We start from the raw sequence: 17,577 nt of genomic DNA, 5'->3' as shown, positions 1-17,577 counted from the left end.
AAGGAGGATAATAAAGTGAACGAAACAGACCCTGTCAGAAGGAACAGCAGCAGTCTGATCCTGGAAATCCAGGGATTAGGGAAATATTTTTCGGAGTTTGAGCTTTCAGATGTTACATTCAGTTTGGAAAAAGGTTATGTAATGGGGCTTATCGGGCCAAATGGCTCAGGCAAGACCACAACGATTAAACTGATCATGAATCTCCTGAAAAAAGATAGGGGGGAGATCAAAGTATTTGGTCTGGATCATGTAAAAGGTGAAAAAGAAATCAAAAACAAAATCGGATTTGTTTACGATGAAAATCATTATTATGGCGTATTGACGATCGAGCAAATGAAAAAGATTGTGGCACCGATGTATCAATACTGGGATGAACATTTATTTCAAAAGTACCTGAAAGAATTTGACTTAAACCCAAAACAGAAAATTGACAAGTTGTCCAAAGGAATGAAAACAAAGTTTTCTTTGGCCATGGCGCTTTCTCATCAGGCGGAGCTGATCATCCTGGATGAACCGACATCCGGTCTGGATCCCGTGTTCAGAAACGAATTGCTCGAAATTCTTTACTTTCTGATGCAGGATGAAAATAAAGCCATACTCTTTTCTACGCATATTACTTCAGATTTGGAGAGGATTGCAGATTATATAACGTTTATTAATCAGGGCAGCGTTGTATTTACAAATGAAAAAGATCAGGTTCTGGAGCGATTTTCTCTGGTTAAAGGCCCCAATTACCTGCTGGATTCCTCCCTGGAAAAACAATTCATCGGTCTGCGCAAAAGTAGTGTCGGCTTTGAAGGGCTGACAGCTGATTTAGAGGTTATCTCGCCAGCACTGAAAGAAAAGATGATTGTCGAGAGGCCCACGCTGGATGAAATTATGATTTACCTAGTTAACAGAACAAGAATGGGGGTAAGGTAAAAGTGTGGCGGATCATACTAAAAGATTTAATGGTCCAAAAAAGCAATATTTTCATTATTATCTTCTTGTGTATCTCGATCTCGGGCACGATGTACAGAAGCCCGGGAATAGCGGGAGTGCAACTTTTGTTAGGTGTATATTTCATGCTGATTTATGCAAATAGTTATGATTTTAAGTATAATGGGGAAATTATGATCAACAGTCTTCCGATTAACAGAAAAGAAATTGTTCTAGCCAAATATCTGTCTGCAATTGTCTATGCGCTGATTATCATGGTTATCATCATTCCGGAAAGTATGATTCTTTATCTATTTAATTTCCCCGGCCTGACGGGCAGTATCCAGGCCATTGTAAGTTTTCTTGGAATTGTCGTGCTGCTGCTGAGCATATATATTTCGATTTACCTGCCGCTCTATTACCGTTTAGGTTATATGCGTTCCAGGTGGGCCAATTTCATCTCTATGTTTGTTATTTTTGGGCTTATTGGCGCGATGGGTCAGTTGATAAAAATACCTGCCGGTGAATTGGAAACCACAAATCAGGGATTGGAGCAGCTTACTGCGGTACTGAATGGGTATGCCGGTCCGGTCATTTACCTTATGATGCTTGTTGTTGGGATGGTTCTGTTGGTACTTTCGTTCAAGGTTTCTGTCCGAATCTATAAAAACAAAGACTTTTAACACTGCTGAGACAGCAGCTGCTTAAAGATAAAGAAAAAAGGCATTAATTTTGCCTTTTTTGCGTATTATGGTTATTATTGACTTGATACCTTTTCCGATATATCAATGAATGTGCAAACTCTGTTTGGAATTTAAGCAGGATAGAGTGAAGAATCGCAATGATTGATTGCGTGATGCTTGATAACGTCAAGAACCGTATTGATTTTAAACGGTTTCTGGATAATCCCCTTGAAATTTGTGGTTTTCGGCAGCTTCCTTTCTTCAATATCTGAACCGGAAATCATAATTACCGGGATATCTTTCAGATTTTTTTGAACTGAAACCTTCTCAATAAATTCGCAGCCATTAAGTATAGGCATGGAATAGTCTGTGAGAATCAAGGTTGGGTGAGGGCAGCTCTTCAGCATAGTAAGAGCTGAATATCCATTTGACGCGATAATTGGAGTATAGCCGTTGCTAATTAGCATTGTTGACAGAAGATTGGCTATACTTGTGTCGTCGTCGATGACCATTACAACAGGCCTCAACTGTCGTTCCTCCTTCTAAAATTTTCTTATTTTGCAACCTTTATCAGTATACACTACAATAAGGAAGAAAAATGTTGATGCCTGTCAAAGGCCGAAAAAAAATAATTTGACTGTTTTTTAGAAGAAAATCGTTTATTTCCAATGGTTTTAAAGCCTGTCATTTATTTTGGTTACAGAAAGAAATGTCATTTATCGTAAAAAAGTTAGTAAATATTGTAATTTTTTTGATGTGTAGATTATGCGTAAAATTTAGCTTTACTGGAGTGTTTGCATGGCAAGGGTTGAACTGGTCGCAGTAACGGCATTTGGGCTTGAAGCTGTCGTTGCGCGGGAACTTAAAAATCTGGGGTATGAAAATACAGAGGTTCAGAACGGTAAGATATCATGGACAACAAATGAAGAAGGGATTTGCCGGGCCAATCTGTGGCTGAGGTGTGCGGACCGTATCAGTTTGAAGATGGGTGAGTTTGAAGCCCGGAGCTTTGAGGAATTATTCCAGCAAACGAAAGCATTGCCCTGGGAGGAATGGTTGCCGGTGGACGCCTGTTTTCCGGTGACCGGAAAATCGGTTAAATCTCAGCTGCATAGTGTTCCAGACTGCCAGGCGATCGTTAAGAAAGCGATTGTGGAGAGACTGAAGGATACCTATGGCGTCAGCTGGTTTGAAGAGACAGGAGCCCTCTATGCCGTACAGGTCTCTATTCTGAAAGATACTGTTACGCTGACCATCGATACTTCCGGTAAGGGATTAAACAAACGTGGCTATAGGCAAATGGCCGGGGAGGCTCCATTAAAAGAAACACTTGCTGCCGCAATGGCCTATCTTAGCTACTGGAACCCCGACCGTGTTCTTCTGGATCCTTTTTGCGGAACAGGAACGATTCCGATTGAAGCGGCTTTTATCGGGCAGAACCGGGCACCTGGTCTGGCCAGGGCATTTTCGGCTGAGCGATGGACGAACATTGCGGAAAAACATTGGCGAAAAGCAAGAGAAGAAGCAGAAGATCTCTGGCAAAGAAATGAGGAACTTGCAATCTATGGTTCGGATATTGATCCAGCTGCTTTACGCTTAGCCAGGGAACACACCAGAGAAGCAGGTCTGGAAGGAAAAATATTTTTTCAAAGGCTGTCGGTCAAAGAAGTCCGCTCCAGATTTAAATATGGCTGTATCATTACGAATCCTCCATACGGGCAAAGGCTTGGAACAGCAGAAGAAGCTGAAACTGCTTATCGGGAACTTGGCGAGGTTCTGGAGAGACTCGAAGATTGGTCCCTGCATATGCTCACTTCGCTGCCAAAACCAGAAAGGTTCATTAAAAAAAGGTGGGATAAAAGCCGGAAATTATATAATGGAAGAATTGAGTGCCATTATTATCAGTTTTTTGGGCCCAAACCTCCAAAAGACGCGAAAAATAACCTATAGATTATTTCTAAAAAAAGAATAAAATATGGATAGGATAATTTTAAAGATGAGAAGGAAATATAAGGATTATGATGGATAAAAAGGATATAACTGAAAAGCTCGAGCCTCTCTACGACAAAAAGGTCGAATGCCTTTTATGCGGTCAGGAATTCGTGACCAAGAAAATCCGGTCAAGGTTCATTAAGCCGCGCAAGGTCGACAGCGATTTTGGTCAGATATTTGAGCAAGATGACAATAGTCCGTTATTCTACTATGTCATGGTCTGCCCTCATTGTGGTTTTTCTTTCACAGAGGATTTTTCCAAAATCATGGCACAAAATGTTCGCAAAAAAACCCTCGAGGAGATCTCCGGCAAGATGGATCACAGTAAAGACTTCTGCGGAGAGCGGGATTATCAGATGGCAGTCAGAACGTTTAAGCTAGCGATCTACTTTGCCCAGCTGATTAAAGAAAAACATGTTGTGCTGGCAAGGATCTGTCACCGCCTGGCGTGGATTTACCGCGGAGCCGGAATTGCTGAAGAAGAGATGAGATTTATGAACCTGGCCTGTACCGAATATGAACAATCTTTTCTTTATACGGATTTCAATCCGGAATTGACTCCGGAAATCCAGATTTTATATTTGATCGGTGAATTGAACCGCAGACTAGGAAAATACAATGAAGCTGTCAAATATTTTTCTACAGTCAGTGAACATCCTGACAAAAGCCGGTACATGAAATATGTCAATATGGCCAGAAATCAGTGGAGCGAAGCTGTCCAGGAATATCGAGAGAGCAAGAACAAACAGCAAATACAGCCAAACGTAAAATCAGAATAACTGAAGGGTGTATCAATTATAACAGGAGTTAATCATGAACAGTATAGCTGTAAAGCAAATTTATGAGGCAACAGAGGCAAAGATTGGGGAGCGTCTGCAAATCTCAGGCTGGGTAAGGACGGTCAGAGCATCCAAAGAATTTGGTTTTATCGAATTCAATGACGGCAGTTGCTTCAGAAACCTACAAATCGTCTATGGTCAGGATCTGCTAAATTTTTCAGAAGTCAGCCGACTCGGAGCCGGTTCCGCCATAACTGCGGAAGGGGTACTGGTTTCCTCTCCGGGGACAAACCAGGCTTTTGAGCTAAAAGCCGAGAAGATCCAAATCGAAAATGCCTGTCCGGCTGATTATCCGCTGCAGAAGAAAAAGCATAGTCTGGAATTTCTTAGAACGATTGCGCACCTCCGTCCCCGGACCAATACATTCTCGGCTGTATTCAGACTCAGGTCTGTCATTTCAATGGCCGTTCATCAGTTTTTTCAGGATAAAGGCTTTGTCTATGTGCATACGCCAATCATCACGGGAAGTGATGCCGAGGGAGCGGGAGAAATGTTTCGGATATCCACACTCAAGCTTGATCATCTGCCGCGTGATGACCGGGGAGTAGTGGATTACCGTCAGGATTTTTTGGTAAGGAGACAAATCTTACGGTAAGCGGACAGCTGAATGCCGAAAGTTTTTGCCTTGCGTTTAAAGATGTCTACACATTTGGACCGACTTTCAGGGCAGAAAACTCCAATACGGCCAGGCATGCAGCCGAATTTTGGATGATTGAGCCGGAAATTGCCTTTGCAGAGTTAAACGATATCCAAAATCTCGCCGAGGAAATGATGAAGTATCTGATTGCTTATGCGCTGGAACACTGCCCGGACGAAATGGCGTTTTTTAGTAAGTTTATCGATAAAGAACTGCTGGCCCGGCTGAACAATGTTTTAGATTCGGAATTTGGCCGTCTGTCCTACAGCGACGCCATCGAGATTTTAAAGAAAGCCAATACGGATTTTGCTTATCCTGTGGAATGGGGATTAGACCTCCAAACTGAGCACGAACGTTTTTTAACCGAAAAGGTATTTGGAAAACCACTTTTCATTACAGATTACCCCAAGGAGATTAAGGCTTTTTACATGAGGCAAAACGATGATCAGCAGACGGTGGCTGCGATGGACCTGCTTGTTCCGGGTGTCGGTGAAATCATTGGCGGCAGTCAGAGAGAAGAAAGAACAGATTTGCTGACAAAACGAATTGCTCAGCTTGGAATGAGTGCGGAGCATTATGGCTGGTACCTTGAACTCAGAAAATATGGCGGGGTAAAACATGCAGGCTTCGGCCTCGGCTTTGAGCGCCTGATCATGTATTTAAGCGGGATTTCCAATATCCGTGATGTCATCCCGTTCCCGAGAACCGTAAAGTCCGCAGATTTCTAGCAAAAATTATTTTTAAATATTTATCCAAATGAGACATACAGATTTACTAGTCCTAAAATAATAATTATTGCGGCATTAATGGAAAATATTCTGACAGAATTAGCCGTAGAGACTAAATTAATGATATAATCCCTAATTGGAGTACAATTTTTTTAATGTTCTATTTTCAAGGAGGAAATTCCCAATGCCCAATAAAGAAATGCTCTTAATTCCCGGCCCGACACCTGTAGTCGACGAAATTTATGAGGCGCTTTCCCGGGAAACAATGTCCCATACGGATATGCGTTTTGCAGGTATTTTCAGCGAAGCTCTCGCTCAGACCAGAAAAATGTTCAATACGGATGGCGAAGTTTTTGTTATCGCCGGATCCGGAACACTAGCCATGGAAATGGCACTGGCCAATACGGTTGCCCGCGGTGAGAAGCTGCTCATCGTAAGCCATGGCTATTTTGGAGACCGCTTTATCGGAGTTGCGAAAGCTTTAGGGATTGAAGCTGAAGTACTGGCTGCTGAGTGGGGCAAACAAATTGAACCGAGTCAGATCGAAGAAAAGCTGCAGCAAGGCGGATATAAAGCTGTTACGGTAACCCACGCGGATACATCAACGGGAGTAGCTGCTAATCTGGACAAAGTTGTTCCGACAGTCAAAAAGTATGGCGCGCTCTTTATTTTAGACGGTGTATGTGCTTCCGGCGGACTTGAAGAAGATATGGGCAAAGCCTATGGTACTGACGATTATAAGATTGACGTTGTTTTGACCGCATCTCAGAAAGCGATCGGGGTTCCTCCTGGACTTGCGATTGTGGCCTTTGGACCGAAAGCCCTAGAATCCAGAGCGAAAATGGATGGTGTCAACAGTTACTATATGGATATCAACAACTGGAGCCCGGTCATGAAAGAGCCCCAGAAATATTTTGCGACCCACCCGATCAATATGATCTATGGCTATGCAGAAGCTATGAAAATCATTGCGGCAGAAGGAACGGCAGCGCGTTATCGTCGGCATGCAGCGATTGGCAAAGCAATCCGTGCGGCGGTCAGATCCATGGGCATGAATATTTTTGCTGCGGAAGAAGTCGCTGCTCCGACTTTAAGCTGCATTCTTTATCCAGAAGGAGTCAACGATGCCGAATTCAGAGCCGTACTCGCGAAGAAAGGGCTGATCGTAGCCGGATTACTCGCTTCTCTAGCCGGAAAAGGCTTCAGATTGGGACATATGGGGAACACCACGAATGATATTTTCTGCAAAGCGCTCGAAATCATTGGTGAAACACTCGGAGAAATGGGATTCCCGGTGGACAGCGCGAAAGCCGTCCAGGTGTTCAAGGACGTTTTTACTGAGAATAATAAATAAACCACTAAATTGCTCAAAAGTAAGAGATTTGAGGCTCTATGTAAAAAGGTTCGGGTGAACCCCTAAACAAGAGTAACTCTAAACCGATATGATGCTGATAATAGTTTTTGACTGTTATCAGCATTTTTTTTTGAGCTAAGCTAAGGTTGACGACATGGTGCCATCCGCTTTTCGGCTGTTTATTCTACTGAATGCCCCAAACCGCAGCGGCAAGACATGCTAATGGTTCACATGCTGAAAAACCCAGTGGTTCTAGCATGTTAGCAAGGATTTGAGCGAGTAGCCACGAAAACGTGCGAGCGGAATATCTGTGTAAGGCTACATTGCCTAAGAATAAGAATAAGAAAAAGACGTCTTAAATGATTTGAGACGTCCCTCAGAGACAAGTTACAAGACAGTCCGCTTTTTCTTGGATTAAGGTTACCTAGGCTTTATTTCCCTCTCAAATAATCCGCCATTTTCGGCATGAAGTACGGGATGATCTCGTCTAGCATTTTAGGCATGAGTACCTCCATCGTTTTGGGCATCAGGTTTGGCATCTGTTCTTCGAGGTACTCCGGCATCGGGATGGCTTCGCTTACTTTCTCAAGCATTCGCGGCATAACTTTATCCATGATGCCCGGGAGCAATCCGGGGAATAAGGAAGGTATCACGCTTTTCATCATGGAGATCATCGGCTCTTTGAACACTTCCGGCGCGTTCATCACCATTTTCATCATGTTCCTGTATGTGTCCGGCATGGCTTCAATCATCTCCGGAATTAGACCGGCCATCATATCGGCCATTCCCCAGGGGGTCATCATTCGGATCATCCCGTCAAAGACAGCCCACTTCTCATCGATGACCGGATCTGAGCACGGAATGTCATAGCCAAGGCTTTCGGCTGCCAGCGTAGATAAATCGCGGATCTTAATTGGCAGATGATTACCCTTGGCCGAGATTTTTAACTGGACCCTGCAGCAGGGACAGGCGGTAATAATCGTATCTGCACCGCACTCTATCGCTTCCTCAATCCGGGAAGCACCAATCTCAGAGGCGACCTTCGGATCAGCCACTAGGGAGATCACGGCGCCGCAGCAGTGCGCATCATAATGGTGAAAACGCATTTCCCTGAAGTTTGAGCCGGGGATTGCGTTGATCAGCGTACGTGGACCTTCAAACCTGGCTCCGGCCCGTCCCATATGACAAGGATCATGGTAGGTTGCCTGAAGGTTAAGTTCTTTGGCAAGCTTAAACTCTCCCGCTTCAATCTTTTCGGCCAAAACATCCGCATAATGTTTGGCATGCAGATCATATTCAATATTGTTGTCTTTGGCCCAATGGCGGTAATAGATTTCCCCGACCAGCCAGCAGGCCGGACAGGTTGTAATAACGGTCTTGGCCCCGGTCTGTTTCATCGCGGCAATATTTTTAGCTGCTGTTTCATTGAAGACTTCCCAGCGTCCGGATACGAGCATCGGTATGCCGCAGCACTGTTCTTTGTTGCCGAGATAAGCATATTTGATCCCTGCTTCCTTTAACAGCAAAGCAGTAGACTGGGCAATATCCTGTTCGACGAAGGATGAGGTACAGCCAGGAAAAAAGGCGTATTCGGCTTTTTCCTGGATACTGTCCCGAACCTCGTCAATGATCCATTTATCCCTGTCCTTAGCGTATCCGCCCCAAATATTGCCCTGCTGGCGCATCGTATTGGCCATGATTTCAAAAGGAGGAAATGTCCTGTACCCGAGTCCGTCTACCAGCAGCCCCCGCAGTTTTAGCCAGGAAGATTCATTCGGCAAATCCAGCTGACAGGTCCTGTTGCATAATTCACACGTCGTGCAGGCCAAGAAAGTGTCAACAACACGCTGGGTAAATTCGACTTCCCCTTCCAGAAGAAGTTTTAAAAACGTCCATTTGCCGCGCGGGGATTGGGACTCCCAACCCCGGCCGTAATATTGATCACATTGATCAACACAGTAGCCACATTGCGAACAGGCGTAGGCATACCAGACAATGTCACCTGGAATGCCTTTTCTCTCCTTGAATACTTCACCGGGATCTTTGGTTTTGGCCAAATTACCGAATATTTTGAGGATCGGGTCAAACGTACCTGCAAGTTCAATTCCCCTGGACAAAAAACTGTTGTCCAGGACTTTGCCCGGATTCATCATTTTATTCGGGTCAACCTGCTTTTTGAATGCGGTCAGTTTTTTGACCCTGTCCTTGCCTAAGATCTTTTCGACGAACCCGATAAAATATAAGCCGGACGCATACGGTCTGCCCTGGTATTTCTGAGCGGTGTTCAGAATAGACAGAGAAAGCGCATAAGCAAGATTGAAGTTAAACTGCCTTTCATCATGCAGGATGAAACCCAGCAGAACAAATTCCTGGGAATTTGTCGCGAAGCCCTCCAGAATAAATGGGTGCTTAACTTCGGCCGTAATCTCTTGAATGACTTTATCGAGGTTTTCCAGCGGGATAATAATCTCGCTTGGAATCAGGGAAGGGGCAATCCTCTTGGCCCTGACGGGTTCAAAACGGGCATCCCATTCATGCCGGGCGATTTCGGCGGAGAGAAATTCTCCGTTGTTTTTTTGGGCGATTTCCATCACATCGGCCTGAACAAGATCGCAACGGTCGTTGGTACAAGACAGAATCGCTATATATTTTTCGGGCAGAATCGGTCTGTGCTCATCCGTGACTGGCTCCCCGTGATGATAATGCGGCGGCAGATTATTCTTTAACCTCGCAGCATCTGGGTTGATAAATGATACCGACCATAAAGGCACTTTGCGGGAAAACAGATCTTTCATCAATCCTGCAAGATGGTCCGGATTGCCAAAAGCGATGGCTTTGACATGCATTGGTTTCAGCATTTTAACCCGGATGCTGATCTCGCTGATTAAACCAGTGATTCCATTAACGTCCGAAACCAGATCCAGACCCGAACCCTGCATGAATTTGACAGAGCCATCTGGCAAGACAACTCTGGCAGACAGTACATTGTCTCGGAAGTAGCCGAATTCATAACTGCCGATTCCAGCACCGCCCTGCGCAAGCCATCCACCGACCGTCGAAGAAGGAGCACTTGTCGGGTATAACGCCAGCGTCAGGTTCTTTTGTAATATCCCACTGTGTCAGAATGTTCTTCATTTTTAGAGATTTACCTCTCTAAACAAGCCAAATATAGAAATATTTATAAGAGTTTGAGAAAGTAATATCCTTATATTCTTTGTAATAATCATAGAAATTTATTAATAAGCTGGCTGTAAAAATTTGGACTGGCAGAACAGATGATTTTTAGCGGATAAACCGCTGCTAACCAAGCCAGAATAAGAAGAAAGCTGAATCGGAGCTGGCATGAAAAACAGCAAAGAAATGCGGTGCAATAGAAATAACTTCGGGTGAGGTGAAAGCATGGATCAGAATTCCAATGAAAAAAACAAAAAAAAATATTCAGTATTATAACGGTAAGTCTTATTCTGTGTCTGATTCTTTCTGCTGCCAGTCAGGCTGCTCTTGGAGACCGGACACTGTCCAAGGGTTCCAGAGGTTCTGAAGTCAAAGCCTTGCAGAACAAACTGGTCCAACTCGGGTATCAGGTCGGAAAAGTTGACGGTATTTATGGAAAGTCAACCGTGGCTGCCGTCAAAAGATTTCAAAAAAGCAGAGGATTAAAAGCTGACGGCATAGCCGGAGACAAAACGATTCGGGAGTTAAAAAGACTGACAGGTGAAAGTACTACCTCTTCCGGGAAACAGGTCGGTTTTAAGAACGCCGATTTTCAGCTGCTGGCTCGGTGTGTTTATGCGGAAGGCCGCGGTGAACCGTATATTGGTCAGGTCGCGATCGGGGCCTGTATCATGAATAGGATTAAAAGTTCCTCCTTCCCGAAAACCATCGCCGGTGTCATTTACGAGCCAAAGGCCTTTTCGGCAGTAGATGACGGTCAGATCAACCTTCAACCTGATGAAACCGCCATTAAGGCAGCCAGGGAAGCGATGAACGGATCTGATCCGACCAATGGAGCGGTCTATTATTTTAATCCCGACAAGACCACCAATAAATTTGTCTGGTCAAGACCGCAGATCAAAAAAATTGGCAAACATATTTTTACACGTTAGGGGGGGGTACCGATGAACGCTGAATCAAAAAAAAGGCTGCTTTCCTGGCTGTCCTTGACGTTAGGGATTGCGCTGATTTTCTCTCTGGGCTGGGGTTATTATGAGTTCAGGGAACTCAAAGAGTATAAGACGGAAACAGAAAACCAGTATTCGAGGGCTTTTACGGATCTTGTGACGTCGTTAAACGAAGTGGAAACAAGTATAGCCAAAGCCAAGGTTGCGGGTAGCACGGCCCAAAGGGTGCTTTATCTCGGAGAAACTTGGAAGGGAAGCGAAAGTGCGGTCAGCCGCCTTGGCCAGCTGCCGGCAGACGAGGTCGGGATTAGCTATGTTGACACGTTTATCAACCAGGTCGGTGATTTCAGCAAGGCCATGACTCGCAAGATGGCTGCTGCCGCCGTGATGAGTGCTGAGGAGCAGGCTACATTAAACAAAATGCATGAAAGAGTGATAGAAATCAACCGCTCAGTTCAGCAAGTTTACAATCAGTTTAATTCCGAGAACCTCGCCTGGGTGGACAAACCCAAAGGATTGCTGCAAAAAATCGGTTTCGGAAAATCCATTCAGACCGCTGCTCAGGGTGATGAAAACAGCGGAAAGACCAATCAGCAAAATCAACAGGCAGCTGCCCAAACGCCAACTTCTGTCAGAGGCGGATTGAAGCAGCTTGATGTCAGCCTTCAGAAATATCCTCCATTCACATATCAGGGAGAACTGGACAAGCATTATGTGGATAAGCCGCTTGGTTTACCGGAAGGAGAAATTAATGAAAGCAAAGCCGTGGAGGTTGGCAAGCGTTTTCTTGAAGATTTGGGGCAGACAGGTGCGGCTCCACAATTAAGCGGTTTAAGCGACAACCTCCTCGGAGGATTTAATCTTACGTATAAGGACAGCTATTTGGAGGTCAGCAAAAAAGGCGGTGTCGTCACGTTTTACCGGGACCAGCGTGAATTAAACGATCGCCAGCTCGATGTCAAAAAAACCTTGGATAGTACCTATGCCTCTCTGGCCAGGATAGGATGGGATCTGGTCGTAACTTCTTCCGAGGATCTCGGGTCCTATGTTTTGGTTGATGCAGTTCCGCGGGAGAACGGGACACTGCTGTATCCTGACAAGATCAGGCTGACCATAGCGACAGATAACGGTCAGATCATTGGCTTCGACGCTAACCCCTACTATGCGTATCATCATCAACGAAATCTGAATCGCGTGCTTACACTGGAGCAGGCCAAGGCAAAACTCAAGAAAGAATTTAAGATCATCGAAACAAAAATGGCGGTGATCTCAAAATTAGGGACAAATGAAGCCTTTTGTTATGAATTCAGAGGGACGGCATTTGGGGAGGAGTATATGGTTTATATCAATGCGCTGAATGGGACGGAAGAAAAAATTAGCAGGGTTGTCAATACGCCTGCCGGAAAATTAATCCAGTAAGGATTAAGATAAGAATTAACAAAATAAGTATTGAAAAAAAATGCATTTCCAATATAATTGGTAAATGTAAAATAATTAAGCAGAGAAAGACCTTCTTTTTCTGCTTAATTATTTGGGCGCTGGTATTTTTACTGAAAATGTATTAAAATTTATTATAGTTATGTACATTTCCAGCGGTCCTATGAAGGAGGAGCTTCAGGTTTGAGCGTTTATGAGAAAATCAGGGAAAATGTCAGTAAAAAATTAGAACAGGCGATCCTCTGTGCACGCGAAAAAGGAGCGTTGGCTTTTCAGGAAATACCTTCTTACGTTTTAGAAGAACCAAGAGAACGTGAGCATGGTGATTTGGCGACCAACCTTGCTATGCTGTTAACCAAACAGGCAAAAAGAGCTCCGCGGGATATAGCAGCAATCATTATTGATAATCTGGATACGGCAGATACCTGGATTACCTCAAGTGAAATAGCCGGACCCGGATTTATTAATTTCCGCCTGGATCCTGCCTGGCTGACAGGCGTAATTCCTGAAATATCTGCCCAGGGTGAAAAATACGGGTTTGTCAACATCGGCCAGGGTGAAAAAATTCAGGTTGAGTTTGTCAGTGCGAATCCGACAGGCCTTTTGCATATGGGGAATGCCAGAGGAGCTGCTTTGGGGGACAGTTTGGCCTCACTGCTGGCGATGGCCGGGTACGAGGTCAGCAGGGAATTTTATATCAATGATGCAGGCAATCAGATTCATAATTTTGCGCTATCGCTGGAAGCCAGATATCTCCAGCTTATGGGGGTTGAAGTACCTTTCCCGGAGGCCGGGTATCATGGTGAAGATTTGATTTATACTGTCAAAAATATCATTGAAAAAGACGGAGATCAATATGTCCGGATGGAAGAACAGACCCGCCGGGATATTCTTGTCAGTTATGCTCTTAAAGAAAAAATCAATGATATCAAAGAAACGCTGGCGGATTTTGGCGTTTTCTATGATGTATGGTTCAGTGAAAAGTCTTTGCATGAGTCCGGCTATATTCGTGAGACGATGAAGCGGCTGGAAGACAAAGAATATATTTATGAAAAGGAAGGTGCTCTCTGGCTGAAAGCAATCCTTCCGGGAGATGAAAAAGACGAAGTCATTGTGCGCGGCAATGGGGTTCCGACCTATTTTGCAGCGGATATTGCGTATCACCGCAATAAGTTCGAACGGGGTTTTAAAAAGGTTATCAATATCTGGGGAGCAGACCACCATGGACATGTCGCCCGCATGAAAGGCGCAATGCAGGCTCTGGGATACAGCCCTGATTCTCTTCAGGTCATCCTCATGCAGCTCGTAAGGCTGATTCAGGACGGTGATATCGTCAAGATGTCAAAGCGTTCCGGTCAGTATATCACGCTGAGGGAACTGATTGATGAAGTTGGCAAAGATGCAGCCAGGTTCTTCTTCCTGCTGCGTGACCCGGATTCTACGGTTGAGTTTGACCTTGACCTGGCAAAATCCCAGTCCGCCGATAACCCGGTTTACTATGTGCAGTATGCGCATGCTCGGTTGTGCAGTATCTTAAGACAGGCGGAAGAACAGGGTTTCGAATCGCAGCTGATTCCTGGTGAATATCAGCTGGCGCTTCTTGTTTCTGCGGAGGAAAGAGATCTATTGAAGAAATTGGCGGATCTGCCTGGGGAAATTGTGCTGGCAGCAAAGCTAACCGAACCGCACAGGCTTGCAAGGTATGTGCTTGACTTGGCGGCGCTATTCCATACTTTTTACAATAGTCAGCGTGTTCTGATTGAGGATCCCGATTTGCGGACAGCCCGGCTGGGACTGATTCGCTCAACCAGACAGGTATTGGCGAATGTCTTGAAGATACTGGGTGTATCAGCCCCGGAAAGAATGTAAACTTATCTTTGGAAGTTAATTAATTTGACATACAACGTAGCACAGGACTCTAGACTTTAGAATTTTATGAGATAAGGAAAGGGTAGAAAAGGATGACGAAATTTATATTTGTTACCGGAGGCGTAGTAAGTTCCCTGGGTAAAGGAATAACAGCCGCTTCTTTGGGATGTTTATTGAAGAAAAGGGGACTCAAGGTCGCAATCCAAAAATTTGACCCCTATATTAATGTCGATCCTGGAACAATGAGCCCTTACCAGCATGGAGAAGTGTTTGTTACCGATGACGGAGCGGAAACCGATCTTGACCTCGGGCACTACGAAAGATTTATTGATGTTCCGTTATCCAAAAACAGCAATGTGACTGCAGGAAAGATTTACTGGTCGGTCATCACCAAGGAACGCAAAGGCGACTATCTTGGCGGCACGGTTCAAGTGATTCCTCATATTACGAATGAGATTAAAGAACGTATTTACCGGGTTGCCAGAGAGAGTAATCCCGATGTTGTGATTACTGAAATTGGCGGGACTGTCGGCGATATGGAGTCACTGCCGTTTTTGGAAGCCATTCGTCAGGTCCGTGGAGATATGGGCAAAGAGAATGTCTGTTATATCCACGTCACCCTTCTTCCTTATCTGTCGGCTTCCGGTGAGGTTAAGACCAAACCGACGCAGCATTCGGTCAAGGAACTCAGAGGTATCGGAATTCAGCCCAATATTTTGGTTTGCCGGGCTGACAAAGCAATTGACGATGATCTCAAAGAAAAACTAGCTTTATTATGTGATATTGACAAAGAAGCTATCATAACTAATACCACAGCTCCGACGATTTATGAGGTTCCGCTTCGTCTTCAGGAAGAAGGTATGGATGATATCGTTCTGTGCTGTTTGGGTATTAAAGCCCCCAAAGCGGATATGTCAACGTGGGAAAAAATGGTCTTGAAGATTAAGTCTCCATGCAGGTATACAGAAATTGCGATTGTCGGTAAATATGTCACTTTACCCGACGCCTACCTCAGCGTAGCAGAAGCCTTGCGCCATGCCGGTATCGATCAGGGGGCCGGTGTAAAAATCCGCTGGATTAATTCTGAGGAGCTTGAGGTTCCAGGGGCAGATTTGGGGCAGATATTTACCGGAATTAAAGGCATCCTGGTACCGGGAGGATTCGGAAACAGAGGGATTGAAGGGAAGCTCAAGGCGATCCAGTATGCCAGAGAGAACAAAGTACCGTATTTAGGCATTTGTCTCGGGATGCAGTGTGCCATCATTGAATTTGCCAGAAACGTCTGTGGGCTAAAAGGCGCGAATAGTACAGAATTTAACCCTGATACGGAGTATCCCGTGATCGATTTGCTGCCGGAACAAAAAGATATTGAAGATATGGGCGGGACGATGCGTTTGGGGATTTCTCCGGTCAGGGTCAAACCGAATACCCTTGCCAACTCGGCGTATTCCAGTGAAGTGATTTATGAGCGGCATCGTCACCGCTATGAAGTGAACAATTATTACCGGGAAATCCTCGAGAAGAACGGCATGGTATTCTCGGGCACATCCCCGGACGACAGACTCGTTGAAATATCGGAATATCCGGATCATCCCTGGTTTGTGGCTTCTCAGTTTCATCCTGAATTTAAGTCCAGACCGAACCGGCCGCATCCACTCTTCAAAAACTTTGTCACAGCAACACTGAAGGAAATATAAGACAGCAAACAACAGATGTTTAAGATCATATGATTACGTTTAAAATTAATAGGATAACAGGATGAAGAAAAAACGTTTATTGCCAGTCAACCGGTTCACGTCGAACAGGGTGATTGGTATTTCTATGAATTGTATTTCCGCAGATGATAGAATGGAATGTCTTTGGGAGGAGTGAAAAAATGGAATTTACGGCAAGGTGGCTCGCAATTGAAGATAAAGCAAAGTTTAATTCCTTTATTTGTAAGCATCCCAAAGGGCATGCGATGCAATTATGGGAATGGGGAGACATTAAAGGAAGAACGGGCTGGAAACCCTGGAGGCTTGCAGTGGAAAAAGATGGTGAGATTTTTGCTGCTGCAACAATTCTCGAAAGAAAACTACCGTTACTGGGGACCCCCATTTTTTACTGTCCGCGCGGTCCGGTCGTTGATATGCACGACAGCGAAAAAATGGCAGCCGTCCTGGAAGCAATCAGGAAGCTGGCGCAAAAACGCAAGGCGATTCTCTTAAAGATTGATCCTGATGTATCTTCAACCGATCAGGTTCTGGCAGGTATTTTGAAAGCCCAGGGCTTTAATAAAATGGATACAGGAAAGAATTTTGAAGGTGTTCAGCCGAAGTTTGTATTTCGTCTGGACATTTCGCCGGATGAAGAGACCTTGCTCGCGAATATGCATCAAAAAACCCGCTATAATATCCGCCTTTCCTCTAAAAAAGGTGTCGTGATCCGGAAAGGATTAAGAGAGGATCTATCGGAATTTTTCCGTGTACTCAAGGAAACGACCGAGCGGGATAATTTCCTGGTGAGGTCTTATACCTATTTTGAAGATCTGTATGATACGCTGGTGCCGGCAGGTTTTGCCGAACTTTTTGTTGCCGAATATGAAGGAAAGATTGTTGCAGGAACGCTGGCTTTCATCACAGGGGACAAAGCCTGGTATATCTATGGGGCATCATCAAATTCTTATCGCAATGTCATGCCCAACTATTTGATTCAGTGGGAAATGATTTGCTGGGCCAAAGCAAATGGTTGTACGCTCTATGATTTCAGAGGAGTATCCGGGGATTTGGACGAGAGTAACCCGCTGTATGGACTGTATAAATTTAAAAAAGGTTTTAATGGCGAGTTTACAGAATTCATCGGGGAATGGGACTATGTTTACAGGCCTGTCCTGTATGTGATTTGGCAGATTGCTGAAAAAGCTTACTCCGGGAAACTGAAAGGAATGCTTGCCCGGATGCGCAGGCCGCGGAATAAATAATTCATTCCTTGTAATTTCTTAAATGATCTCTTAAATAATT

The 17,577-nt window shown here is 44.7% G+C and carries 12 protein-coding genes and 2 pseudogenes; 11 read left to right on the top strand and 3 right to left on the bottom strand.

Annotated elements, in window-relative coordinates:
* Window positions 1-15: 15 nt before the first annotated feature.
* The gene (locus tag DEHRE_RS13700; protein WP_019225022.1) at window positions 16-921 is read left to right on the top strand and encodes an ABC transporter ATP-binding protein; all 906 of its coding nucleotides are present in this window, start codon (window positions 16-18) and stop codon (window positions 919-921) included.
* 2 nt (window positions 922-923) lie between these two features.
* Window positions 924-1,601 carry an ABC-2 transporter permease gene (locus tag DEHRE_RS13695; RefSeq protein WP_019225021.1) on the top strand — a complete coding sequence of 226 codons (678 nt, stop codon included), beginning with the start codon at window positions 924-926 and terminating at the stop codon, window positions 1,599-1,601.
* A gap of 131 nt (window positions 1,602-1,732) precedes the next feature.
* On the opposite strand, the gene DEHRE_RS14550 is transcribed toward DEHRE_RS13695, so the two are convergent.
* Window positions 1,733-2,128, bottom strand: a complete 396-nt coding sequence (locus tag DEHRE_RS14550; protein ID WP_019225020.1) for a response regulator — start codon at window positions 2,126-2,128, stop codon at window positions 1,733-1,735.
* 271 nt (window positions 2,129-2,399) lie between these two features.
* On the opposite strand from DEHRE_RS14550, the gene DEHRE_RS13685 reads away from it, so the two are divergent.
* The 4 genes and pseudogenes from DEHRE_RS13685 (at window position 2,400) to DEHRE_RS13670 (ending at window position 7,151) form a co-directional block, all read left to right on the top strand.
* Window positions 2,400-3,551: a THUMP domain-containing class I SAM-dependent RNA methyltransferase gene (locus tag DEHRE_RS13685; RefSeq protein ID WP_019225019.1), complete on the top strand. Its 1,152-nt coding sequence runs from the start codon at window positions 2,400-2,402 to the stop codon at window positions 3,549-3,551.
* 68 nt (window positions 3,552-3,619) lie between these two features.
* Window positions 3,620-4,372 (top strand): DUF2225 domain-containing protein, encoded by a 753-nt coding sequence (locus tag DEHRE_RS13680; protein WP_019225018.1) that lies wholly within the window; start codon window positions 3,620-3,622, stop codon window positions 4,370-4,372.
* Window positions 4,373-4,406: 34 nt separating this feature from the next.
* Window positions 4,407-5,797: pseudogene (gene asnS / locus DEHRE_RS13675) on the top strand (asparagine--tRNA ligase).
* Window positions 5,798-5,981: 184 nt separating this feature from the next.
* On the top strand, window positions 5,982-7,151 hold the full coding sequence (locus DEHRE_RS13670; protein WP_019225016.1) for a pyridoxal-phosphate-dependent aminotransferase family protein: 1,170 nt from the start codon (window positions 5,982-5,984) through the stop codon (window positions 7,149-7,151).
* A gap of 431 nt (window positions 7,152-7,582) precedes the next feature.
* On the opposite strand, the gene DEHRE_RS13665 is transcribed toward DEHRE_RS13670, so the two are convergent.
* Both DEHRE_RS13665 and DEHRE_RS15430 read right to left on the bottom strand, forming a co-directional pair.
* On the bottom strand, window positions 7,583-10,090 hold the full coding sequence (locus tag DEHRE_RS13665) for a heterodisulfide reductase-related iron-sulfur binding cluster (protein WP_019225015.1): 2,508 nt from the start codon (window positions 10,088-10,090) through the stop codon (window positions 7,583-7,585).
* Window positions 10,091-10,156: 66 nt separating this feature from the next.
* Window positions 10,157-10,240: pseudogene (locus tag DEHRE_RS15430) on the bottom strand (hypothetical protein); the annotation flags it as partial.
* A 345-nt stretch (window positions 10,241-10,585) separates the two neighbouring features.
* On the opposite strand from DEHRE_RS15430, the gene sleB reads away from it, so the two are divergent.
* From sleB to DEHRE_RS13640, 5 genes are all read left to right on the top strand, one after another.
* On the top strand, window positions 10,586-11,257 hold the full coding sequence (gene sleB / locus DEHRE_RS13660; RefSeq protein ID WP_026071827.1) for a spore cortex-lytic enzyme: 672 nt from the start codon (window positions 10,586-10,588) through the stop codon (window positions 11,255-11,257).
* A gap of 12 nt (window positions 11,258-11,269) precedes the next feature.
* Window positions 11,270-12,691 carry a PepSY1/2 domain-containing protein gene (locus DEHRE_RS13655; protein ID WP_019225013.1) on the top strand — a complete coding sequence of 474 codons (1,422 nt, stop codon included), beginning with the start codon at window positions 11,270-11,272 and terminating at the stop codon, window positions 12,689-12,691.
* A gap of 201 nt (window positions 12,692-12,892) precedes the next feature.
* Window positions 12,893-14,578 (top strand): arginine--tRNA ligase, encoded by a 1,686-nt coding sequence (argS, locus tag DEHRE_RS13650; protein ID WP_019225012.1) that lies wholly within the window; start codon window positions 12,893-12,895, stop codon window positions 14,576-14,578.
* A 92-nt stretch (window positions 14,579-14,670) separates the two neighbouring features.
* Window positions 14,671-16,275 (top strand): CTP synthase, encoded by a 1,605-nt coding sequence (gene pyrG / locus DEHRE_RS13645; RefSeq protein WP_025206222.1) that lies wholly within the window; start codon window positions 14,671-14,673, stop codon window positions 16,273-16,275.
* Between the two features lie 179 nt (window positions 16,276-16,454).
* Entirely contained in the window at window positions 16,455-17,537 is a 1,083-nt protein-coding gene (locus tag DEHRE_RS13640) for a lipid II:glycine glycyltransferase FemX (protein ID WP_019225010.1), read from the top strand.
* Window positions 17,538-17,577: the final 40 nt, after the last annotated feature.

The organism is Dehalobacter restrictus DSM 9455 (assembly GCF_000512895.1).
Taxonomy (GTDB): Bacteria; Bacillota; Desulfitobacteriia; order Desulfitobacteriales; family Syntrophobotulaceae; genus Dehalobacter; species Dehalobacter restrictus.
Note: the sequence above shows the minus strand (reverse complement) of the source record. Positions and strands in the feature narration are given on the sequence as shown.

Excerpts from the sequence above, each read along its gene's own strand:
- DEHRE_RS13685 (WP_019225019.1), top strand. The coding sequence starts at position 2,400 with ATGGCAAGGGTTGAACTGGTCGCAGTAACGGCATTTGGGCTTGAAGCT.
- DEHRE_RS13680 (WP_019225018.1), top strand. The coding sequence starts at position 3,620 with ATGATGGATAAAAAGGATATAACTGAAAAGCTCGAGCCTCTCTACGAC.
- DEHRE_RS13670 (WP_019225016.1), top strand. The coding sequence starts at position 5,982 with ATGCCCAATAAAGAAATGCTCTTAATTCCCGGCCCGACACCTGTAGTC.
- DEHRE_RS13665 (WP_019225015.1), bottom strand. The coding sequence starts at position 10,090 with ATGCAGGGTTCGGGTCTGGATCTGGTTTCGGACGTTAATGGAATCACT.
- DEHRE_RS13655 (WP_019225013.1), top strand. The coding sequence starts at position 11,270 with ATGAACGCTGAATCAAAAAAAAGGCTGCTTTCCTGGCTGTCCTTGACG.
- pyrG (WP_025206222.1), top strand. The coding sequence starts at position 14,671 with ATGACGAAATTTATATTTGTTACCGGAGGCGTAGTAAGTTCCCTGGGT.
- DEHRE_RS13640 (WP_019225010.1), top strand. The coding sequence starts at position 16,455 with ATGGAATTTACGGCAAGGTGGCTCGCAATTGAAGATAAAGCAAAGTTT.